Source organism: Streptomyces xanthii, from assembly GCF_014621695.1.
GTDB classification, from domain to species: domain Bacteria; phylum Actinomycetota; class Actinomycetes; order Streptomycetales; family Streptomycetaceae; genus Streptomyces; species Streptomyces xanthii.
Genome location: NZ_CP061281.1, coordinates 3,442,713 through 3,467,988 on the forward strand (window position 1 = coordinate 3,442,713; position 25,276 = coordinate 3,467,988).

At 73.7% G+C, this 25,276-nt stretch carries 22 protein-coding genes; 11 read left to right on the forward strand and 11 right to left on the reverse strand.

Features of this window, described 5'->3' with window-relative positions; all coding sequences use genetic code 11:
• The first annotated feature begins 127 nt into the window (after positions 1–127).
• The 3 genes from IAG42_RS15560 to IAG42_RS15570 all read left to right on the forward strand — a co-directional run bounded on the left by IAG42_RS15560 (position 128) and on the right by IAG42_RS15570 (position 1,923).
• Positions 128–1,327: an FAD-dependent monooxygenase gene (locus IAG42_RS15560; protein WP_188337592.1), complete on the forward strand. Its 1,200-nt coding sequence runs from the start codon at positions 128–130 to the stop codon at positions 1,325–1,327.
• Between the two features lie 60 nt (positions 1,328–1,387).
• Positions 1,388–1,576, forward strand: a complete 189-nt coding sequence (locus IAG42_RS15565) for a hypothetical protein (RefSeq protein ID WP_188337593.1) — start codon at positions 1,388–1,390, stop codon at positions 1,574–1,576.
• A 95-nt stretch (positions 1,577–1,671) separates the two neighbouring features.
• On the forward strand, positions 1,672–1,923 hold the full coding sequence (locus IAG42_RS15570; protein ID WP_188337594.1) for a chaplin: 252 nt from the start codon (positions 1,672–1,674) through the stop codon (positions 1,921–1,923).
• A 75-nt stretch (positions 1,924–1,998) separates the two neighbouring features.
• On the opposite strand, the gene IAG42_RS15575 is transcribed toward IAG42_RS15570, so the two are convergent.
• The 9 genes from IAG42_RS15575 to IAG42_RS15615 all read right to left on the reverse strand — a co-directional run bounded on the left by IAG42_RS15575 (position 1,999) and on the right by IAG42_RS15615 (position 13,346).
• Positions 1,999–2,607, reverse strand: a complete 609-nt coding sequence (locus tag IAG42_RS15575; protein ID WP_188337595.1) for a TetR/AcrR family transcriptional regulator — start codon at positions 2,605–2,607, stop codon at positions 1,999–2,001.
• Entirely contained in the window at positions 2,595–3,338 is a 744-nt protein-coding gene (locus IAG42_RS15580; RefSeq protein WP_188337596.1) for an enoyl-CoA hydratase family protein, read from the reverse strand. The genes IAG42_RS15575 and IAG42_RS15580 overlap by 13 nt, the downstream gene beginning before the upstream one ends.
• A 7-nt stretch (positions 3,339–3,345) precedes the next feature.
• Positions 3,346–4,908, reverse strand: a complete 1,563-nt coding sequence (locus IAG42_RS15585; RefSeq protein WP_188341409.1) for a 4-coumarate--CoA ligase family protein — start codon at positions 4,906–4,908, stop codon at positions 3,346–3,348.
• Positions 4,909–4,962: 54 nt separating this feature from the next.
• Positions 4,963–6,126: an acyl-CoA dehydrogenase family protein gene (locus IAG42_RS15590; RefSeq protein WP_188337597.1), complete on the reverse strand. Its 1,164-nt coding sequence runs from the start codon at positions 6,124–6,126 to the stop codon at positions 4,963–4,965.
• Positions 6,126–7,994, reverse strand: a complete 1,869-nt coding sequence (locus IAG42_RS15595) for an acetyl/propionyl/methylcrotonyl-CoA carboxylase subunit alpha (protein ID WP_188337598.1) — start codon at positions 7,992–7,994, stop codon at positions 6,126–6,128. Before IAG42_RS15595 ends, IAG42_RS15590 begins: the two co-directional genes overlap by 1 nt.
• Before the next feature lie 5 nt (positions 7,995–7,999).
• Positions 8,000–9,604, reverse strand: a complete 1,605-nt coding sequence (locus tag IAG42_RS15600) for an acyl-CoA carboxylase subunit beta (protein ID WP_188337599.1) — start codon at positions 9,602–9,604, stop codon at positions 8,000–8,002.
• The gene (locus IAG42_RS15605; protein ID WP_188341410.1) at positions 9,601–11,250 is read right to left on the reverse strand and encodes an acyclic terpene utilization AtuA family protein; all 1,650 of its coding nucleotides are present in this window, start codon (positions 11,248–11,250) and stop codon (positions 9,601–9,603) included. The genes IAG42_RS15600 and IAG42_RS15605 overlap by 4 nt, the downstream gene beginning before the upstream one ends.
• 68 nt (positions 11,251–11,318) lie before the next feature.
• A complete protein-coding gene (locus tag IAG42_RS15610) occupies positions 11,319–12,116 on the reverse strand; it encodes a TIGR03084 family metal-binding protein (RefSeq protein ID WP_188337600.1) in 798 nt (265 codons plus the stop codon).
• Positions 12,117–12,389: 273 nt separating this feature from the next.
• Positions 12,390–13,346: an EamA family transporter gene (locus tag IAG42_RS15615; RefSeq protein ID WP_188337601.1), complete on the reverse strand. Its 957-nt coding sequence runs from the start codon at positions 13,344–13,346 to the stop codon at positions 12,390–12,392.
• A gap of 152 nt (positions 13,347–13,498) precedes the next feature.
• On the opposite strand from IAG42_RS15615, the gene IAG42_RS15620 reads away from it, so the two are divergent.
• Positions 13,499–14,413: a LysR family transcriptional regulator gene (locus IAG42_RS15620; protein WP_188341411.1), complete on the forward strand. Its 915-nt coding sequence runs from the start codon at positions 13,499–13,501 to the stop codon at positions 14,411–14,413.
• A 39-nt stretch (positions 14,414–14,452) separates the two neighbouring features.
• Here IAG42_RS15620 and IAG42_RS15625 read toward each other — a convergent pair whose 3' ends face one another.
• On the reverse strand, positions 14,453–17,263 hold the full coding sequence (locus IAG42_RS15625) for an FAD-binding and (Fe-S)-binding domain-containing protein (protein WP_188337602.1): 2,811 nt from the start codon (positions 17,261–17,263) through the stop codon (positions 14,453–14,455).
• Positions 17,264–17,422: 159 nt separating this feature from the next.
• On the opposite strand from IAG42_RS15625, the gene IAG42_RS15630 reads away from it, so the two are divergent.
• The 7 genes from IAG42_RS15630 to serC all read left to right on the forward strand — a co-directional run bounded on the left by IAG42_RS15630 (position 17,423) and on the right by serC (position 24,104).
• Positions 17,423–18,937, forward strand: a complete 1,515-nt coding sequence (locus tag IAG42_RS15630; RefSeq protein WP_188341412.1) for an ATP-binding protein — start codon at positions 17,423–17,425, stop codon at positions 18,935–18,937.
• Entirely contained in the window at positions 18,934–19,365 is a 432-nt protein-coding gene (locus IAG42_RS15635) for a roadblock/LC7 domain-containing protein (RefSeq protein WP_188337603.1), read from the forward strand. Before IAG42_RS15630 ends, IAG42_RS15635 begins: the two co-directional genes overlap by 4 nt.
• Complete coding sequence (locus tag IAG42_RS15640) at positions 19,362–19,721, forward strand: DUF742 domain-containing protein (protein WP_188337604.1); 360 nt, start codon at positions 19,362–19,364, stop codon at positions 19,719–19,721. The genes IAG42_RS15635 and IAG42_RS15640 overlap by 4 nt, the downstream gene beginning before the upstream one ends.
• A complete protein-coding gene (locus IAG42_RS15645; protein WP_188337605.1) occupies positions 19,702–20,346 on the forward strand; it encodes a GTP-binding protein in 645 nt (214 codons plus the stop codon). The genes IAG42_RS15640 and IAG42_RS15645 overlap by 20 nt, the downstream gene beginning before the upstream one ends.
• Positions 20,343–21,581: a cytochrome P450 gene (locus IAG42_RS15650; RefSeq protein WP_188337606.1), complete on the forward strand. Its 1,239-nt coding sequence runs from the start codon at positions 20,343–20,345 to the stop codon at positions 21,579–21,581. Before IAG42_RS15645 ends, IAG42_RS15650 begins: the two co-directional genes overlap by 4 nt.
• Before the next feature lie 38 nt (positions 21,582–21,619).
• Positions 21,620–22,867 carry a cytochrome P450 family protein gene (locus IAG42_RS15655; RefSeq protein ID WP_188337607.1) on the forward strand — a complete coding sequence of 416 codons (1,248 nt, stop codon included), beginning with the start codon at positions 21,620–21,622 and terminating at the stop codon, positions 22,865–22,867.
• 118 nt (positions 22,868–22,985) lie between these two features.
• Positions 22,986–24,104, forward strand: a complete 1,119-nt coding sequence (gene serC / locus IAG42_RS15660) for a phosphoserine transaminase (protein ID WP_188337608.1) — start codon at positions 22,986–22,988, stop codon at positions 24,102–24,104.
• Positions 24,105–24,194: 90 nt separating this feature from the next.
• Here serC and IAG42_RS15665 read toward each other — a convergent pair whose 3' ends face one another.
• On the reverse strand, positions 24,195–25,214 hold the full coding sequence (locus tag IAG42_RS15665; RefSeq protein ID WP_188337609.1) for a WD40 repeat domain-containing protein: 1,020 nt from the start codon (positions 25,212–25,214) through the stop codon (positions 24,195–24,197).
• Positions 25,215–25,276 lie beyond the last annotated feature (62 nt).

The following is a 25,276-nucleotide window of genomic DNA, read 5'->3' on the forward strand; positions in this document are numbered from 1 at the left end:
ATGACCCTTCTGGAGTCACCTTGTGCGCCTCCGGTGGGAGAAATGCGCGATAACTCCCCGAACGCCCCGTCGTTCCTGAAGTAATGACGCGACATCAGGTATCGGGCGACGAGGAGAACGAGCGCGCATGAAGGTGATCTGTGTCGGCGGAGGGCCCGCGTCCCTGTATCTGGCCGTGCTCCTGAAGCGCCAGGACCCGGGCCGCGAGATCCAGGTGTACGAGAAGAACCCGGCCGGTGCCACCTACGGCTGGGGCGTCACCTACTGGCCCGAGATGCTCGACACCCTCATGACGCACGACGAACCGTCCGCGCGGAGCGTCGACCGGCACTCGCTGCGCTGGCGCGACGGCGTCGCGCACGTCCGCGACCGGATCACCGTGCACGAGGGCGACGAGGGCCGCGCAATCGGCCGGCACCGGCTGCTCGCCCTGCTGTCCGACCGGGCGGCGGAGCTCGGCGTCGAGGTGACGTACGGACGCACGGTCGCGCCCGACGACGAACTGCTGCGCGGCGCCGATCTCGTCGTGGCCGGCGACGGCGCCCGCAGCGCGCTGCGCACCCACCACGCCGAGCACTTCGGCACCCGCGTGACCACCGGCGCCAACCGCTTCGTCTGGCTCGGCACCACCAAGGTGTTCCGCTCCTTCACCTTCGCGTTCACCGAGACCGAGCACGGCTGGGTGTGGGCCTACGCGTACGGGTTCGACGGCGAGCACAGCACCTGCATCGTCGAGTGCGCGCCCGCCACCTGGGCCGGGCTCGGGCTCGACACGATGGAGCGGGAGGAGGCGCTGCGGCTCCTGGAGAAGCTGTTCTCCGGGCCGCTCGACGGGCACCGGCTGATCGGCCGCACCGACGCCGACGGCCCCTCCCAGTGGCAGTGCTTCCCCACGGTCACCAACGAGACCTGGTCGCACGGCAACCTCGTGCTGATCGGCGACGCCGCCCACACCACCCACTACTCGATCGGCGCGGGCACCACCCTCGCGATGCAGGACGCCATCGCGCTCGCCGCCGAACTGCGCGGCGGACGCCCGCTCGGCCCGGCCCTCGCCGCCTACGAACGCACCCGCAGGCGGGAGCTGCTGCCGCTGCAGAGCGCGGCCCGCTACAGCGCCGGCTGGTACGAGAACCTCACCCGGTACATCGGCCTGGAGCCGCACCAGATGTTCGCCCTGCTCGGGCAGCGGCACTCGCCGCTGCTGCCCTACGTCCCGCCGCAGCTGTACTACCGCCTCGACCGGGCCATCGACCGCGCGCAGCCGCTGCGGGAGCTGAAGCGGCGGCTCGGGCACGGGCTCGCGCGGATGCTGCAGAGCCGCTGAGTCAGATTGCAGCGGCATAACGCACGGTGCCCCGAGCCCGCGGGCTTCGTTGAACAGTCCATGGAGCAGCAGACCGTGGAGCAGCAGCACAAGAGCGAGCCCTCCGAGACGCCGATCTACGAGACGGTCGTGCGCCTGTGGAGCTCCCGCGGCAAGACCCTGCCGCGGCAGGCCGCGCCCGTCCGGCCGTCCCGGGGCTGGGTGCGCGTCGAACCGTCGGCGGGCGGACCGGCGGCGCGCGGGTACTGAACCGCGACACGCCCCCGCACGGCCCAATCAGTGGGGGACGGCGACCGCCGTTGGTCAGATATACGGGTCATATCCCCCACCTACAGGGAGAAACGATGCGTCTTCGCGCATTCGCCGCAGCCGCGGCACTGGCCGGCGTCGCCGTGCTGGGTTCCGCGTCCATGGCCTCCGCGCACGACGGTCCTGACGGTGCCACCGCCGTCGGCGTCGCCGAGCACAGCCCGGGCGTCCTGTCGGGCAACGTGGTGCAGGTCCCGATCGACCTCGACGCGAACGTCTGCGGCAACTCGGTCAACGTCCTGGCCCTGCTCAACCCCGCTGCCGGCAACGTCTGTGTGAACGACTGACGCCACCGTCGCACGTGTGCGCCCGCCCCTACCGGTAGGGGCGGGCGCACCCGCGTTCTCTCCGTGCGGAGCGCGTCAGCCGAGCGCCTCGTCGACGATGCGGGCCCACTGGGCGACGACCCGCTCGCGCCGCGCCCCGTCGTCCCTGAGCAGCGTCGCGAGGCCGAGGCCCCGCGCCATGTCGAGCAGGCCCTGCACGGTCTCGCGCGCCCCGGGCCGTGACTCGTCGGCGCCGAGCAGCTCCACCGCCATGCGGTGCGCCTCGCGGCCGACCCGGCCCTCCAGTTCGGCGACCCGGTCACCCAGCTGCGGCTCGTTCGACGCGGCCACCCACAGGTGCAGGGCCGCCCGGAACAACGGGCCCGTGTACAGGTCGACGAGCGAGGCGACGGCCTCGGCGCGGCCCGCCGGGGTGATCGCGCGCAGCGCCGTGGAGCGCTCCTCGGCCACGTACTCGACGGCCGCCGTGAACAGGTCCTCGCGGGTCGGGAAGTGGTGCTGGGCCGCACCGCGGGAGACCCCGGCGTGCTCGGCGACGACGGAGACCGTCGAACCGGACCAGCCGCGCTCGGCGAGGCAGGCCACGGCGGACTCCAGGAGCCGCCGGCGGGTGGCCCGCGAGCGGTCCTGCTTCGGGGGCGTCGCGGCGCGTGAGGTCGCTGCGCGGGGGGTCACCACACCCATGCGGGGTCCCGTCGTTCGAGGAAGGCCGTCATCCCCTCCCGGGCCTGTTCGGAGGCGAAAAGGCGGGCGGACAGGTCCTGCAGGGTCCGCGTGTCCCGGTCGAAGGCTTCCAGGACCTTAACCGTGAGCAGTGCCTTCGTCTCGGCCAGGGCCTGCGGCTCGGCTCTGCGCAGTCCGTCGAGGACGGGGGCGAGCGCCGTGTCGGCGTCGTCGCCGGACGCGGTGACGAGCCCGATGCGGGCGGCCTCCGCGGCGTCGAACCTCTCGCCGGTCAGGTAGTAGCGGGCGACCGCGCGCGGGTCCAGGCGGGGCAGCAGCGGAAGGGAGATCACGGCGGGGGCGACCCCGATGCGGACCTCGGTGAACGCGAAGGTCGACGCGGTGGCGGCCACGGAGATGTCGCAGGCGCCGAGGAGGCCGAGGCCGCCCGCGCGGACGTGCCCGGCGACCCGGGCGACGACGGGCTTCGGCAGTTCGACGATGCCTCGCAGGAGGCCGACGAGGGCGTCCGGGTGCGGCGGGTCGCGCAGGTCGGCGCCCGCGCTGAAGGTGTTGCCGGTGTGGGTGAGGACGACGGCCCGGACGCCGGGGTCCTTGCCCGCGTCGGCGAGCCGCTCGGTGAGTTCGGCGACCAGGGCGTGGGACAGAGCGTTGCGGTTGCCCGGCGAGTCGAGGGTGAGGGTGGTGACGCCGCGGTCGTGGGCGGCGCGGATCAGGGGTTCCTCGGGCATGGCGGGGTCAGCTCTCCCTCAGCAGGCGGCGCAGGATCTTCCCGGAGGCCGCGCGGGGCACGGCGTCGGTGAAGGCGACGCGGCGGATCTTCTTGTACGGGGCGACGTGCCCGGCGACGAAGGCGAGCACGTCGTCCTCGGTGAGGGCCGGGTCGGCGCGGACGACGAAGGCCTTCGGGATCTCGTTGCCGTCCGCGTCCGGGGTGCCGACGACGGCGGCGTCGGCGATGCCGTCGTGGGTGAGCAGCAGGGCCTCCAGCTCGGCGGGGGCCACCTGGAAGCCCTTGTACTTGATCAGCTCCTTCACCCGGTCGACGACGAACAGCCAGCCGTCCTCGTCGACCCGGCCGACGTCACCGGTGTGCACCCAGCCGTCGGCGTCGATCATGTCGGCGGTGGCGTCGGGCCGCCCGAGGTAGCCCTTCATGACCTGCGGGCCCCGGATGAGGATCTCGCCGGACCCACCGGGCGGGACGTCCTCGGCGGGGTCGTCGAGGGACACGATCCGCATCTCGGTGGAGGCGATGAGCTTGCCGACGGTGCCCGGGGGCGGGTTCTTCGCGGCGAGCGGGACGACGTGGGTGCCGGGCGACAGCTCCGTCATGCCGTAGGCCTGGCCGACGGGCGGCAGGCCAAGGCGGCGCGAGCAGGCCTCGGCGAGGTCGGCGTCCAGCGGGGCGGCGGCGCTGATCAGGTACTTCAGGGAGGAGAGGTCGTAGCCCTCGACGGCCGGGTGCTTGGCGAGGGCCAGCACGATCGGCGGGGCCACGTACAGGGCGGTGATGCGGTGCTTCTCGATCGCGGCGAGGAAGGTGTCGAGCTCGAAGCGGGGCAGGACGACGACGGTGGCGCCCTGCCGCAGCGGGGCGTTCATCAGGGCGGTGAGGCCGTAGATGTGGAAGAAGGGGAGGACGGCGAGGACGCGGTCCTCGGGTCCGGCCGGGATGAGGGGTTCGAGCTGGGCCAGGTTGGTGGCGATGTTGCGGTGGGTCAGCATGACGCCCTTGGGGACGCCGGTGGTGCCGGAGGAGTACGGGAGCGCGGCCACGTCCTCGGCCGGGTCGACCGGCACGTGCGGTTCGGGGGCGTCGGTGCCGAGCAGGTCGAGCAGGGAGCGCAGGCCCGAGTCGCCCGCGGGGTCGCAGACGAAGATCTCCTGGATGCCGCCGGCCAGTTCGGCGGCGGCGCGGGCCGGTGCCGCGAGCGGGGTCACGGAGACGATCCAGCGGGCGCCGGAGTCCTTCAGCTGCTTGGCGAACTCCTCCGGGGTGGCCAGCGGGTGCACCGTGGTGACGGCGGCGCCGGCGCGGGTCGCGGCGTAGAAGGCGACCGGGTAGGCGATCGTGTTGGGGCTGTGCAGGGCGAGGACGTCGCCGGGACGGACGCCCGCCTCGGCGAGGCCCGCCGCGATCCTGCGGTGGTACTGGTCGACCTGCGCGTAGGTCAGGGTCGTGCCCGCCACCCCGTCGACGAGGGCGGGGGTGTCACCGCGCGCGGCAGCACCCCCGAGCACGGCGTCGTGGATGGGTTCGTCGACGTGCTCGACGTCCGCGTACTCACTGAAGAACACCATGCCAACACCTCGTCTTTGAAGGGCTGTTGTGATGTGGGGCGGTAGGGCGGGTCAGTACGACTTGGGCAGGCCCAGGGTCTGGTGGGACACGTAGTTCAGGATCATCTCCCGGCTGACCGGTGCGATACGGGCCACGCGGGAGCCGGTGATGAGGGAGGCGAGGCCGAACTCGCGGGTCAGGCCGTTGCCGCCGAGGGTGTGCACGGACTGGTCGACGGCGCGCACACAGGCCTCGGCGGCCGCGTACTTGGCCATGTTGGCGGCCTCCCCGGCCCCCATGTCGTCGCCGGCGTCGTACAGGTGCGCCGCCTTCTGCATCATCAGGCGGGCCAGCTCCAGTTCGATGTGGACCTGGGCGAGCGGGTGGGCGATCGCCTGGTGGGAGCCGATGGGGGCCTTCCACACGGTGCGGTCGCGGGCGTACTCGACGGCGCGGCCCACCGCGTAGCGGCCCATGCCGATCGCGAACGCGGCGGTCATGATGCGCTCCGGGTTGAGCCCGGCGAACAGCTGGAGCAGTCCTGCGTCCTCGTCACCCACGAGAGCGTCGGCGGGCAGCCGCACCTCGTCAAGGGTCAGTTCGAACTGCTTCTCCGGAGCCTGGAGTTCCATGTCGATCTGGCGGCGCCCGAAGCCGGGGGTCTCGCGCGGGACGATGAAGAGGCAGGGCTTGAGCCTGCCAGTACGGGCGTCGGAGGTGCGGCCCACGATGAGGGTGGCGTCGGCGATGTCGACACCGGACACGAACACCTTGCGGCCGTTCAGGACCCAGGTGCCGTCGTCGTCCTTGCGGGCGGTGGTGGTGATGCGGTGCGAGTTCGATCCGGCGTCGGGCTCCGTGATGCCGAAGGCCATGGTGCGGCTGCCGTCGGCGAGGCCGGGCAGCCAGGCCCGCTTCTGCTCCTCGGTGCCGAAGCGGGAGATCACGGTGCCACAGATCGCGGGCGAGACGACCATCATCAGGAGCGGGGAGCCCGCGGCGCCCAACTCCTCGAGGACGATGGACAGTTCGTAGATGCCGCCGCCCCCGCCGCCGTACTCCTCGGGCAGGTTGACGCCCAGGTAGCCGAGCTTGGCGGCCTCGGCCCACAGCTCCTCGGGGTGGCCGTCGGATCCGGTGACGCGGGTCATGTAGTCGCGGCCGTAGCGCTTGCCGAGTGCGGCGACGGCGGCGCGCAGGTCCTGGTGCTCCTGGCTTTCGAGGATCGTGCTCATCAGGGCGTTTCCTCCACTACGAGGGCCACTTCGGCCAACAGGGATCCCACCTCGACCTGGCGGCCGACGGCGGTGTGCAGGGCGGTGAGCGTTCCGGTGGCGGGGGCGCAGATGCGGTGCTCCATCTTCATCGCCTCCAGCCAGATCAGGGGCTGCCCCTCGGTGACGGCGGCGCCCTCGGCGAGGCCGTCGGCGAGCCGGACCACGGTGCCGGGCATCGGGGCGAGCAGGGAGCCGGGGGCGCGCTGCCCGCTCGGGTCGGTGAAGCGGGGCAGGGCGGTGAGGGCGGTGCCGTTCACGTACGCGCGGTCGCCGTACGCGGCGACGGCGTACCGGCGCCGGACGCCGCCCGCCTCCAGGACGACGAGTCCGGGCGAGGCGGAGACGACCTGGACGCCGTCGGCCTCGAAGCCGCCCGCGCGGGTGTGCCGGTAGCGGACCTCGTGCTCGGTGCCGGCGGGTTCGGTGCGGTAGGCGCGGGTCTGGGGCTGTGAGGGGACGTTGCGGAAGCCGCCGAAGCGGGAGCGGGCGCGGGTCGCGGCGGCGAGGGCGGCGGCGAGCGGCGCGTACGGGTCCTCCTCGGGGGCGGTCAGTTCGTCGAGGTGGCGCTCGTAGAAGCCGGTGTCCATGCGGGCGGCGGTGAACTCGGGGTGCCGCAGGGACCGTACGAGCAGGTCGCGGTTGGTGACGGGGCCGTGCACCTCGGCCCGCTCCAGGGCGCCGGCCAGGGCGCGGACGGCGGCGGCTCGGGTGGGGGCGTGGGCGACGACCTTGGCGAGCATCGCGTCGTAGTGCACGCCGATCGCGTCGCCGTCGGTGTACCCGGTGTCGAGGCGGACGGTGCCGGGCACGGCGAGCCGGTGCAGGGTGCCGGTCTGCGGGGCGAAGGCGGCGGCCGGGTCCTCGGCGTAGAGGCGGGCCTCGACGGCGTGGCCGCGCGGGGCCGGGGGCCGCGGGTCCAGGGCCTCGCCCTCGGCGATCCGCAGTTGCAGGGCGACGAGGTCGAGGCCGAAGACGGCCTCGGTGACGGGGTGTTCGACCTGGAGCCGGGTGTTCATCTCCAGGAAGTGCGCGGCGCCGTCGGCGACGAGGAACTCGACGGTGCCGGCGCCGGTGTAGTCGACGGCCCGTACGGCGCGCTCGGCCAACACGCCGACCTCTTCCAGGAGTCCGGCGCTCAGGCCGGGCGCGGGGGCCTCCTCGATCACCTTCTGGTGGCGGCGCTGGAGGGAGCAGTCGCGGGTGCCGAGCACCCACACGGTGCCGTGCGTGTCGGCGAGGACCTGCACCTCGACGTGGCGCCCGCCCTCGACGTACGGCTCGACGAACACCTCGCCGTCACCGAACGCGGACAACGCCTCGGCCCGCGCGGCCGCCAGCTCCCCTTCGAGGTCGGCCAGTCGGCGTACGACGCGCATGCCGCGCCCGCCGCCGCCCGCGGCCGCCTTCACGAGCACCGGCAGATCGGCCTCGGTGACCTCGCCCAGGGGCGCGATGCCCATGAGCTGCTTGGCGCGCGTCTTGGACGCCATGGCCTCGATCGCGGCGGGCGGCGGGCCGATCCAGGCGAGCCCGGCGTCCATGACCGCGCGGGCGAAGTCCGGGTTCTCGGAGAGGAAGCCGTAGCCCGGGTGCACGGCGTCGGCGCCCGCGTCGAGCGCGGCCTTCACGACGAGCTCGGCCCGCAGATAGGTGTCGGCGGGGGTGGCCCCGGGGAGCCGTACGGCGAGGTCGGCCTCGCGCACGTGGAGCGCGTCCGCGTCCGGGTCCGAGTGCACGGCGACGGTACGGATGCCCAGCTCACGGCAGGTACGGAAGACACGGCAGGCGATCTCGCCGCGGTTGGCCACAAGAACACTGGTGATCACGGAGGTCACATCCTGAAGACGCCGAAGCCGCCGCGGGCGCCCTCGTACGGTGCGGTGTGGATCGCGGACAGGCAGATGCCGAGGACGGTGCGGGTGTCGCGCGGGTCGATGACGCCGTCGTCGTAGAGCCGCCCGGACAGGAACATCGGCAGGGACTCGGACTCGATCTGCTGCTCGACCATGGCGCGCAGCGCGGCGTCCGCGTCGTCGTCGTACGGCTGTCCCTTCGCGGCGGCGGACTGGCGGGCCACGATGGACAGGACGCCGGCGAGCTGCTGCGGGCCCATGACGGCGGACTTGGCGCTGGGCCAGGCGAACAGGAAGCGGGGGTCGTAGGCGCGCCCGCACATCCCGTAGTGCCCGGCGCCGTACGAGGCGCCCATGAGGACGGACAGGTGCGGAACGCGGGAGTTGGAGACCGCGTTGATCATCATCGCGCCGTGCTTGATGATGCCGCCCTGCTCGTACTCCTTGCCGACCATGTAGCCGGTGGTGTTGTGGAGGAACAGGAGCGGGATGTCGCGCTGGTTGGCGAGCTGGATGAACTGGGCGGCCTTCTGCGACTCCTCGCTGAAGAGCACGCCCTGCGCGTTGGCGAGGATGCCGACCGGGTAGCCGTGCAGGCGAGCCCAGCCGGTGACGAGGCTGGCCCCGTACAGCGGCTTGAACTCGTCGAAGTCGGAGGCGTCGACGATCCGGGCGATGACCTCGCGCGGGTCGAACGGCACCTTCAGGTCCTCGGGCACGATCCCGAGCAGTTCCTCGGGGTCGTACTTGGGCGGCTCGACGTCCACAGGCTGTGGATCGGGGTGCGCCTTGCGGTGGTTCAGTCGGGCGACGACGCGGCGGGCCTGGCGGATGGCGTCCTGCTCGTCGAGCGCGAAGTAGTCGGCGAGCCCGGAGGTGCGGGCGTGCATCTCGGCGCCGCCGAGCGACTCGTCGTCGCTCTCCTCGCCGGTCGCCATCTTCACGAGCGGCGGTCCGCCGAGGAAGACCTTCGCCTTCTCCTTGACCATGATCACGTGGTCGGACATGCCGGGGACGTACGCGCCGCCCGCCGTGGAGTTGCCGAAGACGACGGCGACGGTGGGGATGCCGGCGGCGGACAGCCGCGTGATGTCGCGGAAGATGGCGCCGCCGGGGATGAAGATCTCCTTCTGGGAGGGGAGATCGGCGCCGCCGGACTCGACGAGGGAGATGCAGGGCAGCCGGTTGGCGTACGCGATCTCGTTGGCGCGCAGGGCCTTCTTCAGGGACCAGGGGTTGCTGGCGCCGCCGCGCACGGTCGGGTCGTTCGCCGTGATGAGGCACTCGACGCCCTCGACGACGCCGATGCCGGTGACGAGGGAGGCGCCGACCGTGTAGTCGCTGCCCCAGGCGGCGAGCGGCGACAGTTCCAGGAACGGGGTGTCGGGGTCGAGGAGCAGCTCGATGCGCTCGCGGGCGAGGAGCTTGCCGCGCCCCCGGTGCCGGGCGACGTACTTGTCGCCGCCGCCCTGGACGGCCTTGTCGTGCTCGGCGTCGAGCGCGGCGAGCTTGTCGAGCAGGGCGGTGCGCTGGGCGGCGTAGTCGTCGGACCGGGTGTCCAGGGCACTGGCCAAGGCGGTCACAGGAGGGCCTCCGGGAGGTCGAGGTGGCGGGAGCGCAGCCATTCGCCGAGGCCCTTGGCCTGCGGGTCGAAGCGGGCCTGGGCGGCGACGCCTTCGCCGAGGAGGCCCTCGACGGTGAAGTTCAGGGCGCGCAGGTTCGGCAGCAGGTGCCGGGTGACGGTCAGGCCGGCGGTCTCCGGGAGGAGTTGCCTGAGCCGCTCGACGGTGAGGGTGTGGGCGAGCCAGGGCCAGGCGTCCTCGGTGTGGGCCCAGACCCCGATGTTGGCGTCGCCGCCCTTGTCGCCGCTGCGGGCGCCGACGACGCGGCCGAGGGGGGCGCGGCGGACGGGGCCCGGGGGCGGCGGCTCGGGCAGGGCGGGCTGCGCGACCGGGGCGAGGGGCAGGGTCGGGTGCGCGTACGCGGACACGTCGCGGCGCGTGCCGTCGGGCAGGACGGCGACGTGCGGGACCTCGGCCCGGTCGACGTACGCGGCCTCGAACACGCCGTACGGGGCGCCCCGGCCGGGCGGCGCGGTGACGTGGAACCCGGGGTAGGAGCCGAGGGCGAGCTCGACGGCGGCGCCGCTGAGGGCGCGGCCGACGGCGTCCTGGTCCTGGTCGCGCACGACGAGCCGGAGCAGGGCGCTGGCGGTCTCCTCGGTGGGGGCGTCGGGGCGGTCGGTGCGGGCCAGCTCCCAGCGGACGTGTTCCGGGCGGGACCCGGCGGCGTCGAAGGCGGCGTCCATCTGGGCCCGGACGAGCTCGGCCTTGCGGTCGATGTCGAGTCCGGTGAGGACGAAGACGACCTCGTTGCGGAAGCCGCCGAGGCGGTTGAGGCCGGTCTTGAGGGTCGGGGGCGGGGCCTCGCCGCGCACGCCGTGGATCCGGACCCGGTCGGGTCCCTGCCGCTCCAGCCGGACGGTGTCGAGGCGGACGGTGACGTCGGGGCCCGCGTACCGGGCGCCGCCGGTCTCGTACAGGAGCTGGGCGGTGACCGTGCCGACGTCGACGAGGCCGCCGGTGCCGGGGTGTTTGGTGATGACGGCGGATCCGTCCTCGTGGATCTCGGCGAGCGGGAAGCCGGGGCGCAGGAACAGGCCGGCGGCGTGCTCGGCGAACCGGGAGTAGTTCCCGCCGGTGGCCTGCGTCCCGCACTCCAGGACGTGCCCGGCGACGACGGCCCCCGCGTGCCGGTCGTACGCGTCCGGGGCCCAGCCGAAGTGCCAGGCGGCGGGCCCGGAGACGAGCGCGGCGTCGGTGACACGGCCGGTGACGACGATCTCGGCACCGGCCTCCAGGCAGGCGGCGATGCCGGCGCCGCCGAGGTAGGCGTTGGCGGTGAGGGCGCCGGGGAAGCGGCCGGTGGCGAGGAGGTCGTCGCCCTCGACGTGGCCGACCCGCACCGGGATCCCGAGCCGGTCGGCCAGCTCCCTGATCCGCTCGGCGAGTCCGGCCGGGTTCAGTCCGCCGGCGTTGGTCACGATCCGGGTCCCCCGCTCGCGGGCGAGCCCCAGGCACTCCTCCAGCTGGCGCAGGAAGGTGCGGGCGTAGCCGCGCGCGGGGTCCTTGAGGCGGTCGCGGCCGAGGATCAGCATGGTCAGCTCGGCGAGGTAGTCGCCGGTGAGGACGTCGAGCGGGGCCTCGCCGCCGGTCAGCATCTCCTTCATGGCGTCGAACCGGTCGCCGTAGAAGCCGGACGCGTTGCCGATGCGCAGGGGGCTCGTGCGGGGCGGGGTCACGCCTGACCGCCCCGGGGCGCCCGGCCCTGTCCGGGCGGGCCGGCGAAGGCCTGGGCGATGTCGAGCCAGCGGTCGGCGTCGGGGCCCTCGGCGCGTACGTCGAGGTCCGAGCGGTGGGCGCGCTGGGTGACGAGCAGACAGAAGTCGAGCGCGGACCCGGTGACGCGCTGGGCGGCGTCCTCGGGCCCGTACGTCCACGGGGCCCCGCTCGGCAGGGTCAGCTCGACCCGGAACTCCTCCTGCGGCACGGGCAGTCCGTGCGCGCCGAACGCGAAGGGGAGGGCGCGGACGCCGATGCGGGCGATGTGGCGCAGGCGGTCGGTGGGGACGCGGGTGACGCCGAGCGCGTCGGCGACGTCCTGGCCGTGCGCCCAGGTCTCCATGAGGCGGCCCGTGGCCATCGACGCGGCGGACATCGGCGGCCCGTACCAGGGGAACTTCGTCCGGCTCCCGGCCGCTTCCCTCAGCGCCTTCTGCAGCCGCGCCCGCCCGTCGCGCCACTCGGCGAGCAGCGCTGCGGGCCCCCGTGCGGCCCCGGCCTCGGCCCCTTCGTCGACGAACGTGTCCGGCGCGGTCAGCGCCTTCGCCACCAGCCCCGCGAACGCGTCCGGGTCCTCGACGGCGAGCAGCGCGGAGTGGTCCGTCCAGGCGAGATGGGCGATCTGATGGGCGACGGTCCACCGCGGCGCGGGTGTCGGCAGCGCCCACCGCCCCTCCTCGATCCCGGCGACGAGCCGGTCGAGTTCCTCGCTCTCGTCCCGCAAGTCATCGAACACGGACGGCTGTTCGGACACGGTGCGCTCCCTCGGGGCAGGACGGTGTGCGGCGTGTCCGGAGCATGGCAGCGCGCCGAGAAACAATCAAGCGTGCTTGCATGAAAAATCGGGGTGGCGGGATTCCGCCTGCGGGTCCGGTGGGGGCTGGTCGCGCAGTTCCCCGCGCCCCTGAGATGCGCACTTCGTGCGCCATCTCATCGGGGAAGGCTGCGCGCAGCGCATGCCTTCAGGGGCGCGGGGAACTGCGCGACCAGGCCCCACCGGCCCGCGGTGAACGACGACGCGACGGAGTCAGTCCAGCCGCGCCGGGACGGCCTTCGCTCCGGTGACCTGGGTGCGGACCGCGCCCATGCTGGCCGCGATCACCAGGGCGATGGCGAGGGCCTCCAGCCAGGTCAGGGCCTGGCTGAGGATGAGGAAGCCGGCCAGGGCGGCGATGGCCGGTTCGAGGCTCATCATCACGGCGAAGGTGGAGGCGGGCAGGCGGCGCAGCGCCATCAGTTCGAGGGTGTACGGGAGGACCGAGGAGAGGATGGCGACGGCCGAGCCCAGGGCCACGGTCTTCGGCTCCAGGAGCCGGTCCCCCGCGGTCGCGATGCCGAGCGGGAGGCAGAGGACCGCCGCGACCGCCATCGCCAGGGCGAGTCCGTCCGCCTGGGGGAAGCGGCGGCCGGTGCGGGCACTGAAGACGATGTACAGGGCCCAGCACGCGCCCGCCGTGACGGCGAACGCGACGCCGACGGGATCGAGGCCGCCGAGCCCGTCGCCCGCGCCGCCGAGCAGGAAGACGCCGCACAGGGCGAGTCCGGCCCACAGGAAGTTGATCGCCCGGCGGGAGGCCAGCACGGAGAGGGTGAGCGGGCCGAGCACCTCGAAGGTGACGGCCAGGCCCAGCGGGATACGGGCGGCGGACTGGTAGAAGAGCAGGTTCATGCCGCACATCGCGACGCCGAACGCGAGGACCGTGCCCCAGTCGGCGCGCGAGTGCCCGCGCAGGCGCGGCCGGCACACCACCAGCAGCACGATCGCCGCCACGATCAGGCGCAGCGTGACCACGCCGACCGCGCCGGCGCGCGGCATGAGCGTCACCGCGAGCGCGCCGCCGAACTGGACGGACACGCAGCCGGCCAGGACGAGGCCCACCGGGCCGAGCGCCGCGCGCCGCGAACCGGAGGCGGTGCCCTCCGTCCCGGTGCCGTCGGCCGCGAGGGCCGTCCGCGGCCGACTGTCCGTGCGCGAGCCGTTCACAAGGCCTCGTGCCTCCCCACTGATCCACCTGCCGGCCACTGCTGCCTGGCCACGACTGTCGAGTTCAATATTGTGGACTTTACCGTCCAGGAGAATGCACTGCATCCTCATTCCCGTCCTCCACGCTAGAGCCGCCGGGCATGGCGCGTGAAATGCCTTGTGTGCTCCCGTTATGCTCCCCGGACATGAGCCGGGACCACTCCGTCGAACTGCGGCACCTGCGCTGCTTCCTCGCCGTCGCCGAGGAGGCCAACGTCACGCGCGCCGCCGCCCGCCTCGGCCTCACCCAGCCCGCCGTCTCCCGCACGCTGGCCGCGCTGGAGACCTCGCTCGGGGTGCGGCTCGTGGACCGTTCGACGCACCACCTCGCGCTGACCCCGGAGGGGCACGCGTTCCGCGAGAAGGCGATCGCCGCCGTCGCCGCGTTCGAGGACGCGCTGGCCGCCGCCCGCACCCCCTCGCGCCCGCTGCGGCTCGGGCACGCCTGGTCCGCCGCCGGCGCCTACACGACCCCGCTGCTGCGCCGCTGGCGGCAGGAGCATCCGGACGTGCCGCTGGAGCTGCTGCGCATCGACGACCGGACGGCCGGGCTCACCCGCGGCGCCGTCGACGTCGCCCTGCTGCGCGGCCCCGTCGAGACGCCGGGCCTGGTGACCGAGCTGCTGCACGAGGAGGCGCGCGTCGCGGCCGTGCCCTCCGACAGCCCGCTCGCCCGGCGCCCCGCCCTGCGCCTCGCGGACCTCCGCGACCAGGTCATCGCCCTGAACACGGTGTCCGGCACGACCGCCCTGGAACTGTGGCCGCCCGCCGCGCGCCCCACCGCCGCGCTGACCGTCGCCAACACCGACGACTGGCTCGCCGCGATCGCCTCCGACCAGGCCGTCGGCGTCACCTCGACCGCGACCGTACGGATGCATCCGCACCCGGGCGTCGTCTATGTCCCGCTCACCGACGCCCCGCCGCTCCCGGTCCACCTGGCCCGCCGCCCCGGCCCCGGCCACCCGTCCGTCCCCGACCTCCTCGCCCTGGCCCACGAGGTCACACGGGCCGGGGGCGGAGGGGCCTAGCCGGGTCCGACAGACAGGTCCTGGAGCTTTTCGTTCGGATCAGGCCGGGTCCAGGTGTTCGGCCAGCACCTCCGCCAGGTGCCGGCCCCGCACCCCGCCGAGCTGCTCCAGCTGGGTGCGGCAGGAGTAGCCGTCGGCGAGGACGACCGTGCCGGGGGCCGCGCCGCGCACCGCCGGGAGCAGCGCCTCCTCCGCGCAGGCCGCGGAGACCTCGTAGTGGCCGTCCTCGAAGCCGAAGTTCCCGGCGAGGCCGCAGCAGCCGCCGCTCAGCTCCCCGGTCAGGCCGGCCTTCTCGCGCAGCCGCCGGTCGGCCGCGTCGCCGAGCACCGCGTGCTGGTGGCAGTGGGTCTGGCCGGTGACGGGGCGGTCGACACGGGGCGGGGTCCAGTCCGGGGCGAGACGTTCGAGGGCCTCGGCGAAGGTCAGGACGCGGTCCGCGAGCAGCCGGGCCCGCGGGTCGTCGGGGAGCAGTTCGGGCAGGTCGGAGCGGAGGGCCGCCGCGCAGGACGGCTCCAGGACGATCACCGGGAGGTCCGCGTCGAGCGCCGGGCGCAGCGTGTCGAGGGTGCGGCGCAGGACGGCCTTCGCCCGGTCCAGCTGACCGGTCGACACGTAGGTGAGGCCGCAGCACACGCGGCCCCGCGCGCGGGGCGCCGGGAGCGGGGTGATCCCGGCCGCGGTCAGGACCCGTACGGCCGCGTGCCCGGCCTGCGGGGTCAGATGCTCCGTGAACGTGTCCGGCCACAGCACCGCACGGCGCTCGGTTCCGGCCGGGGGCCGCCCCGGGCGCCAGTCCGCGCTGAAGGTCCGCCGGGCGACGCGCGGGATGTCGCGCCGGGCCGCGATCCCGCTCAGCTTCTTCGCGAGAGACGCCAACATCCGTACGGAGGCGAGGGAGTTGACGAGCCCCGCCGTGCGCGTGCGTTCCACGAGGCGCAGCCAGCGCGGCAGCCACCCGAGCGCGTAGTGCGCGGCGGGGCGGCGCCGGCCCGCGTAGTGGTGGTGCAGGAACTCCGCCTTGTACGTGGCCATGTCGACGCCGACCGGACAGTCGGAGCGGCAGCCCTTGCAGGACAGGCACAGGTCGAGCGCGTCCCGCACCTCCTCCGAGCGCCAGCCGTCGGTGACGACCTCGCCCGCGAGCATCTCGTGCAGCAGCCGGGCCCGGCCCCGCGTCGAGTGCTCCTCCTCGCCGGTCGCCCGGAACGACGGACACATCACGCCACCCGGACCCGCCTGCTCCGTACGGCACTTGGCGACGCCGACGCAGCGCCGGACCGCCGCCGAGAAGTCGCCGCCGTCCTGCGGATAGCCGAAGACGACATCGACGGGCTCGCGGGGCAGCGGGGCGAAACGCAGGTTCTCGTCGAGTCGGGCGGGGCGGACCAGGATGCCGGGATTCAGCAGGTCCGCCGGGTCCCAGGCGCCCTTGACCTGCTCGAACAGGCCGACGAGCCGGTCCCCGTACATCTTCGGGAGCAGTTCGGCGCGGGCCTGGCCGTCACCGTGCTCGCCGGACAGGGAGCCGCCGTGCGTGACGACGAGCGCGGCGAGGTCCTCAGAGAAGCGCCGGAAGCGGCGCACGCCGGCCTCCGACAGCAGGTCGAAGTCGATGCGGACGTGGATGCAGCCGTCACCGAAGTGGCCGTACGGGGTGCCGCGCAGCCCGTGCTCGGCCATCAGGCCCCTGAAGTCCCGCAGATACGCGCCGAGTCGGGCGGGCGGCACCGCGCAGTCCTCCCAGCCGGGCCAGGCCTCGCTGCCGTCGGGCATACGGGTCGCGGTGCCGGACGCGTCCTCGCGGATCCGCCACAGCGCGCGCTGACCGGCCGGGTCCGCGACCACGAGCGCGTCCACGGCGTCGGCCGCGCGCACGATCCGCCCGGCGGCGTCCCGCGCCTCGGCCGGGGTCGCGCCGCCCGTCTCCACGAACAGCCAGGCGCCGCCCTTCGGCAGCCCGGAGCGGTCCGGCACGAGGTCGGCGGCCATGCCCTCCACGGTCAGCGGCCAGTACGGAAGCAGGCCGGCGGCCGCCTCCGCCGCCGCGCTCTCGTCCGCGTACCCCAGCACGGCGAGGGCCGTCGCACGCGGCGCCTCGACGAGTTTCACGGTCGCCTCGGTGACGAGCCCGAGGGTGCCCTCGGTGCCGCAGAAGAAGCGGGCCAGGTCGGTGCCGTGCTCGGGGAGCAGCGCGTCCAGGGCGTAGCCGGAGATGCGGCGCGGCAGCCCGGCGTAGGGGGCGAAACCGGTGCGGATCCGGGCCAGTTCGCGCTGGACGAGACCGTGCAGGGGCTCCGGCGCGCCCTTCCAGCCCTGGCCGATCCGGTACGCCGTGCCGTCGGCCGCGAGCACGTCGAGGGCCGCCACGCTGTCGGCGGTCGTGCCCCAGGCGACGGAGTGGGAGCCGCACGAGTTGTTGCCGATCATGCCGCCGACGGTGCAGCGGCTGTGCGTGGACGGGTCGGGGCCGAAGCGCAGGCCGTGCGGGGCGGCGGCCGACTGGAGCCGGTCGAGGACGACTCCCGGCTGGACCCGGGCCGTTCGGGTCTCCGGGTCGAGGTCCACGATCCCGTTCATGTACCGGGTGAAGTCGACGACGAGGCCGGTGCCGGTGGCCTGGCCCGCGATCGAGGTGCCGCCGCCGCGGCCCACGACCGGGACCCCGCGCCGCCGGCACACCTCCAGGGCCGCGGCCACGTCGTCGCCGTCTCTCGGGGCGAACACCCCGAGCGGCACCCGGCGGTAGTTGGACGCGTCCATCGTGTTCAGGGCACGCGCGGTGACGGAGAAGTCGACCCCGCCGCGCACGGCCGTCCGCAGTTCCCGTTCCAGGCCGTCCAGATCGTCCATGCCCTCCAGGATGCAGCCCCGAAGTGCCCGCGGCACGGCAGGACTGCGCCCACTTTTTCACGATACGGACATACACGTTCCCAAACCGATCACCAACTCTCCTATAGTGACCGGAAATTGACCCCCCTCCCCCCGAGGACCCGACCGATGACCGCGCCCATCCGGCCGCCCGCACGCCCGGCCGCGCTCACCCTGCTGGCCGCCCTCCTCGTCACCGGAGCGCTCGGCACGGGGGCGGTCGCCCTCGCGCCGGACTCCGTGCGCACCCCCCTCGCCTGGGGCGTCGCCGTCGCCGCGCTCGCCTTCTCCGCCCTGGCCGGATACGCCGCACACGCCCGCCGCGAGGCCGACGCGCTGCGCCGCCGCGTCACCGAACTGCGGCACGCCGCCGACCGGAGCGCCGCCGAACAGGCCCGCCTCATCGCCGAACAGGCTCGTACCGCCGCCGAACTGACGCAGGCCCGGGACGCCCGCGCCGCGCACGCCGGCGAGCTCGCCACGCAACTGCGCACCGCCCGCGCCGAACGGGCCGCCGCGCTCGCCGCCTGCGCCAACGCCGCCGGACGCATGCAGGCCCTCGCCACCGGCATGCTCGCCGACCTGCGCGAGATGGAGCACCGGCACACCGACGAGGACGTCCTCGCCGACCTGCTCCACCTCGACCACCGCACCGCCCAGGCCGGCCGGCTCGCCGACTCGGTCGCCGTGCTCACCGGCGCGCGCTCGGGCCGCCGCTGGGCCCGCCCCATCCCCATGGAGTCGATCCTGCGCGGCGCGATGGGCCGCATCGTCGGCTACCAGCGCGTGCGCGTGCACGCCAACACCGCCGCCGCCGTCGCGGGCCACGCCGCCGAGGGCGTCATGCACGCCCTCGCCGAACTCCTCGACAACGCCGCCAACTTCTCGCCGCCCACCGCCGAGGTGCACGTCTACGTCGAGGAGGTCCCGGCCGGCGTCATCGTCTCCGTCGAGGACTCCGGGCTCGTGATGGGACCGGTGCAGCTGCGCCGCGCCGAGCACGCGGTCTCCGGCGAGGCGGCCGGGTCGACGGGCCTGGGCGGCCTGTCCGGCACCCGGCTCGGACTCGCCGTCGTGGGCCGGCTGGCCCGCAAGCACGGACTGACCGTGTCGTTCCGGCCGTCCGCGCGGGGCGGCACCGGGGTGCTGCTCCTGATCCCGCAGGAGCTGCTGTCCCGGACGCCGGAGCCGACGCCGGTCGCGCCCGCGCCGGGGCCGGTTCCGCGTCCCGCGGGCGCGGGGTCCGTCGAGCACACGGCCGTCGAGCACACAGCCGTGGAGCACGCGGTCGTCGAGCACGAAGCCGTACGTCATGAGCCCGCCGCCGACGCCCTTCCGGTACGGGGTGCGCGCGAGGCGGCCCCGGCCGGGGCACCGGCTCCGGCTCCGGCTCCGGGTGACAGCGGGCTGCCCAAGCGGACCCGCGGCCGGACCCTCGCCGCCGCCGAGCGCGCCCAGGCCCGCGCCGCCGAGGCCGCCGGAGCCGCCGCGACGGCCGCCCCCGCCGGGCGCACGGAGCACACCGGCACCACGCCGGAGGCCCCCGCCACCGCCGCCGCCCGCTTCAGCAGCTTCCGCCAGGCGGTCCGCGCCACCGCGCCCCGCACCGAAGACCCCGTAGAACACCAGCAGGAAGAAGAGGACACCCCCCGATGAGCGGGACCACCACCGGCGCCGGCCTGACCTGGCTGCTCGAAGGCCTCCTCAAGCGCACCCCGGGCACCCGCCACGCCCTGGTCCTGTCGCGCGACGGCCTCAAGCTGTGCCACACCCCCGAGCTCTCCACCGACCAGGCGGACCAGCTCGCCGCCATCGCCGCCGGGATCCAGTCCCTGGCGCACGGCGCGTCCGCCGAGTTCGGCGACGGGACCGGCGGAGTGCGCTCCTCGATGACCGAGTTCCACGGCGGCACCCTGTTCATCGTCGGCGCCGGAGAGGGCGCCCACCTCGCCGCGATCGCCGACGAGGACGCCGACGCGGGCCTCGTCGGGCACACCATGTCCGAGCTCGTCGAGCAGCTCGGCGAGCATCTGCGCGCCGAGGCCCGGCAGCCGGACGCCCCGGCCGCGCTCCCGGCGTCATGAGCCGCCCCGGCCGGGACGACGCACCCGACCGCCTCTACACCCTCACCGGAGGCCGCAGCCGGCCCGCGACCGACGTGCCGTTCGACCTGGTGTCGCTCGTCGTCACCGAGTCGGACCCGGCGCCCGGCATGCCGTCCGAGCACGCCACGATCCTGCGGATGTGCGCCCGGCCGACCGCGGTGGTGGAGGTGGCGGCCGAGCTCGGCCTGCCGGTGAGCATCGTGCGCGTCCTGCTCTCCGACCTCCTGGTGCAGGGCCGCATCAGCGTCCGTCACCCGCGGATCGCCGCCTCCCCCCACCGTCTTCCCGATCCCGACATCCTGGAGCAGGTGCTCGTTGGACTCCGCAACCTCTGAACCGCCCAGCGGCCGCCGGGAACTGGCGGCCGGCGCCGACAACGGCCTGAAGGTCGTGATCGTCGGCGGCTTCGGCGTCGGCAAGACCACCCTGGTCCGCTCCGTCAGCGAGATCCGTCCCCTCAACACCGAGGAGACGATGACGCAGGCCGGGCAGGGCGTCGACGACCTCGACGGCGTCCGCACGAAGACGTCGACGACCGTCGCCTTCGACTTCGGCCGCATCACGCTCGACGAGCACAACGTCCTCTACCTGTTCGGCGCCCCCGGCCAGGAACGCTTCTGGTTCCTGTGGGACCGCCTGTTCTCCGGCACGCTCGGCGCCGTCGTCCTCGTCGACTCACGGCGCATCGAGGACTCCTGGTACGCGATCGACCGCCTGGAGCACCACGGCACACCGTTCATCGTCGCCCACAACGACTTCGGCGGCCCCCACCACACCCTGGAACAGCTCCGCGAGGCCCTCGACCTCGACCCCGAGGTGCCGCTCGTCCGCTGCGACGCACGCGCCCGCACCTCCAGCAAGGACGTCCTGATCACGCTCCTCGAACACCTCAAGACGCTCTACGCCCCCCATACCGCTGCAGACCGTCAGCCGTACGTGCCTCAGGAGACCGCCCCGTGACAAGCCCCGGCTGCCCCGCGTCCGAGCACGGCACCGCGCCCGTCCCCCTGTCCGGCCCGCGCTTCGCGACCGAACCCGCCACCCTCTACCGGGAGATGCGCCGCGACCACGGCGCCGTCGCCCCCGTCGTCCTCGACGGCGACATCCCCGCCTGGCTGGTCCTCGGCTACCGCGAACTGCACCAGGTGACCGGAGACCCGGCCCTCTTCAGCCGCGACTCCGACCTGTGGAACCAGTGGGAGAACATCCCCGCCGACTGGCCGCTGCTGCCGATGATCGGCCACAAGCAGCCGTCGATCCTCTACACCGTCGGCGAACGGCACCGGCAGCGCGCCGCGATGATCAGCCACGCCCTCGAAGCCGTCGACCCGTTCGAACTCAAGGCACACGCCGAGCAGTTCGCCGACGAGCTCATCGACGGCTTCTGCGGCAAGGGCGAGTGCGACATCGTCGCCGACTACGCGATGCTGCTCCCCGTCCGCGTCCTGGCCCGCATCTACGGCTTCTCCGACGCGCAGGGCCCCGGCCTGGTCTCCGCGATGAACGACATGATCGACGGCCGCGAACGCGCCCTCGCCGGCCAGCAGCACCTCGCCCGGTCCATGGTCGAGCTGCTCGCCGCCAAGCACACCGCGCCGGGCGAGGACGTCGCCTCGTACATGCTCCAGGACCCCTCCGGGTTCACCGACGAGGAGGTCGCCCAGGACCTCATGGTGATGATGGCCGCCGGGCACCAGCCCACCGCCGACTGGATCGGCAACTCCCTGCGCCTGATGCTCACCGACGACCGCTTCGCCGCCTCCCTGTTCGGCGGCCGGCACAGCGTCGCCGAGGCGATGAACGAGGTGCTGTGGGAGGACACCCCGACGCAGAACGTCGCCGGGCGCTGGGCCACCCGCGACACCCGGCTCGGCGACCGCCACATCCGCTCCGGCGACCTGCTCCTGCTGGGCCTCGCCGCGGCCAACGCCGACCCGCAGGTCCGCACCGACGCCTCCGTCCTCACCGGCGGCAACAGCGCCCACTTCTCGTTCGGGCACGGCGAGCACCGCTGCCCGTTCCCCGCACAGGAGGTCGCCGAGGTCATCGCCCGGACCGCCATCGAGGTCGTCCTCGACCGGCTGCCCGACATCGACCTGGCGACGACGGCCGCCGCGCTCACCCGGCGGCCCTCGCCGTGGCTGCGCGGCCTCACCGACCTCCCGGTCCGCTTCACGCCGACGCCCGCGCTCTGACGCCACCCACTCCCGTCCAGGACTCTTGGAGACCACCCATGACGACTTCCGCTTCCGCGTGCCCGCACGCCTCCGCCGGCCGCATCGCCCTCGACCCGTTCGTCACCGACCTGGACGGGGAGAGCGCCAAGCTGCGCGCGGCGGGGCCCCTGGTGGAGGTGGAACTGCCCGGCGGCGTCCCCGTGTGGGCGGTCACCCACCACGCCGAGGCCCGCCAACTCCTCACCGACAAGCGCCTGGTGAAGGACATCGAGGTGTGGGGCGCCTGGAAGCGCGGCGAGATCCCCGCCGACTGGCCGCTGATCGGCCTCGCCAACCCCGGCCGCTCGATGCTCACCGTCGACGGCGAGGACCACCGCCGCATGCGCGCCCTCGTCGCCCAGGCGCTGACCGTGCGCCGGGTCGAGCGGATGCGCGAGCGGATCGAGGAACTCACCGCCGGACTGCTCGACAAGCTCCCCACCGGCAGCGGCGCGACCGTCGACCTCAAGGCGGAGTTCGCCTACCCGCTCCCCATGTACGTGATCAGCGACCTCATGGGCATCGACGAGGCCGACCACCCGCGCCTGAAGGTCCTGTTCGACAAGTTCTTCTCCACCCAGACCCCGCCGGAGGAGGTCGTCGCGACGCTCATGGAGCTCGCCGCGATGATGGGCGCCGTCGTCACCGCCCGCCGCGCCGAACCCGGCGACGACCTGACCAGCGCCCTGATCCAGGCCTCCGAGAACGGTGACCACCTCACCGACGAGGAGATCGTCTCCACCCTCCAGCTGATGGTCGCCGCCGGCCACGAGACGACGATCTCCCTCATCGTCAACGCGGTCGTGAACCTGTCCAAGCACCCCGAGCAGCTGGCCCTCGTCCTCGACGGCAAGGCCACCTGGGAGCAGGTCGTCGAGGAGACCCTGCGCCACTCCACCCCCACCTCGCACGTCCTGATCCGCTTCGCCGCCGAGGACGTCGAGGTCGGCGGGAAGACGATCCGCGAGGGCGACGCCCTGATCGTGTCCTACGGCGCCATCGGCCGCGACGAGCAGGCGCACGGCCCGACCGCCGGCGACTTCGACATCACCCGCACCTCGCCGACCCGGCACATCTCCTTCGGCCACGGCCCGCACGTCTGCCCCGGCGCGGCCCTGTCCCGCCTGGAGGCCGGCGTCGCGCTGCCCGCCCTGTACGCCCGCTTCCCCGGCCTGCGGCTCGCGGTCGAGCCCGGTGAGCTGCGCAACAAGCCGGTCGTCACCCAGAACGACCTGTTCGAGCTGCCGGTCGTGCTCGACGCCTGACCGCACGACGGTGCCTTCACGGGCCGAGGCCGGGTGGCCGTCCGCCACCCGGTCCCCGCCCATCTCACCGGACGGACAACGCGCAGGTCGGCCGGAACCACCCGCTAGTCTCCCTTTCGTGGCTGAGATCCAGATTCCCGCTGACATCAAGCCCGCCGACGGACGATTCGGCGCGGGCCCCTCCAAGGTGCGGACGGAGGCGCTGGACGCCCTGGCCGCGACCGGCACCTCCCTGCTCGGTACCTCCCACCGCCAGGCCCCGGTCAAGAACCTGGTCGGCCGCGTCCGCGAGGGCGTGAAGGACCTGTTCTCCCTCCCCGAGGGCTACGAGGTCGTCCTCGGCAACGGCGGCTCCACCGCGTTCTGGGACGTGGCGACGCACGGCCTGATCGAGAACAAGTCCCAGCACCTGAACTTCGGCGAGTTCTCGTCCAAGTTCGCCAAGGCCGCCAAGCTGGCCCCGTGGCTCGCCGAGCCGACCGTCATCGCCTCCGAGCCGGGCACGCACCCCGAGCCGCAGGCCGAGGCCGGCGTCGACGTGTACGGCCTGACCCACAACGAGACCTCCACCGGTGTCGCCGCCCCGATCAAGCGCGTGGCCGGTGCCGACGAGGGCGCCCTCGTCCTGGTCGACGCCACGTCCGGCGCGGGCGGTCTGCCCGTCGACATCGCCGAGACCGACGTCTACTACTTCGCCCCGCAGAAGTCCTTCGCCTCCGACGGCGGCCTGTGGGTGGCGGTCTTCTCCCCCGCCGCGATCGAGCGCGCCGAGCGCGTCCACGCCTCGGGCCGCCACATCCCGGAGTTCTTCAGCCTCCCCACGGCGATCGACAACTCCCGCAAGAACCAGACGTACAACACGCCCGCGCTCGCCACGCTCTTCCTGCTCGGCGAGCAGCTGGAGTGGATGAACAGCCAGGGCGGCCTGTCCTTCACGACGGCCCGCACCAAGGACTCCTCGACGCGCCTGTACAGCTGGGCCGAGGAGTCGAAGTACGCCACGCCGTTCGTCACCGACGCCGCCAAGCGCTCGCAGGTCATCGGCACGATCGACTTCGACGACTCGGTCGACGCGGCCGCCGTCGCGAAGGTGCTCCGCGCCAACGGGATCGTCGACACCGAGCCCTACCGCAAGCTCGGCCGCAACCAGCTGCGCATCGCGATGTTCCCGGCGATCGACCCGGCGGACATCACGGCCCTGACGAACTGCATCGACTACGTCATCGGTCAGCTCTGACCTCCACAGGGTCCGGCTCGTCCACGGGGGACCGCACACCGGCACCGGCCGGCGTGCGGTCCCCCGTTCCCCTTTCGGGCCGGTCCCGGCTCAGCCGCGCTTCGACCTGCGGGTCAGGCGCCCTATGCCGACCGCCACGATCAGGAGGACCGCGGCGCCCACCGCACCGGCCTTGCCCGTGATGCCGGCGCCGCCGTCGCCACCACTCTCGTCCGAGCCCGTCCCGGGAGTCCCCGTGCCGGCACCCGATCCGGCGCCCTCCACCTCGACCGGGCGGACCGAACTGCCCTTGCCCTCGCTGCCGTACAGCAGCGTCCGGCCGTCCGGCGTGTACGTCACCGACTCGCCCTGCGGCTGCATCGGGACGCTCAACTGCCCCTCCCGCTTCGGCCTGCCGTCGTTCCACGCGTACGAGACACCGCCGAAGTACCCGCGCACCGCCAGCTGCTTCCCGTCCGGGGAGAACGCCGCGTCCGTGGCCCAGAGATCGATGTCGGCGACGCGGCGGAAGGTGTTCGTACCCGCCGTGCTCAGCCGCGCCGGGCCCTCGTACAGCCCGCCGCCGTCCTCGCCCTTCTCCACGATGTAGACCCGGCCGGTCTTCGGATGGACCATCAGTGACTCGGCGTTGCGCGGCCCGTCCGCGTACTTCACGACGTACTGCGTGGCCCGCACGGTCTGGTCGCGCAGCTCCTTCGGCTCGGGCAGCCGGTAGATCCAGACGTGGTCCCAGGAGCCCCCCAGGTTGTCGCCGATGTCACCGACGTAGAGGTCACCGTCCGGACCGATCGAGATCGCCTCGACGTCACGCGGCGAACCGATCCCGGTGAGCGTGAGCGTCGCGACCGTCTTCCCCGTCCGCCCGTCGATCGCGTACAGGTACGCGCCGTCGTCGCTGTCGTTGTGCGTCCAGTACACGCCGGGGTGCGCCCGGGACGCGGCCAGGCCGCTGGACTCCGTGATCCGCGGGTCCTGGATCGTGAACCCGTCCGAGCCGGGCGACCGCCCGTCCGCCCCGGCCGGCACCACGGCCGCCCCCGTCACCAGAACGGTGGCGGCGAGCACCGCACCGATCCGCCCCGTCCGCGACCACGCCTTGTCCGCACGCATGCCCCCAGCTTGCCAGGCGTGTCCGGTCTCACACGCACCTGACCGGCGTGATCTCCGCGGCA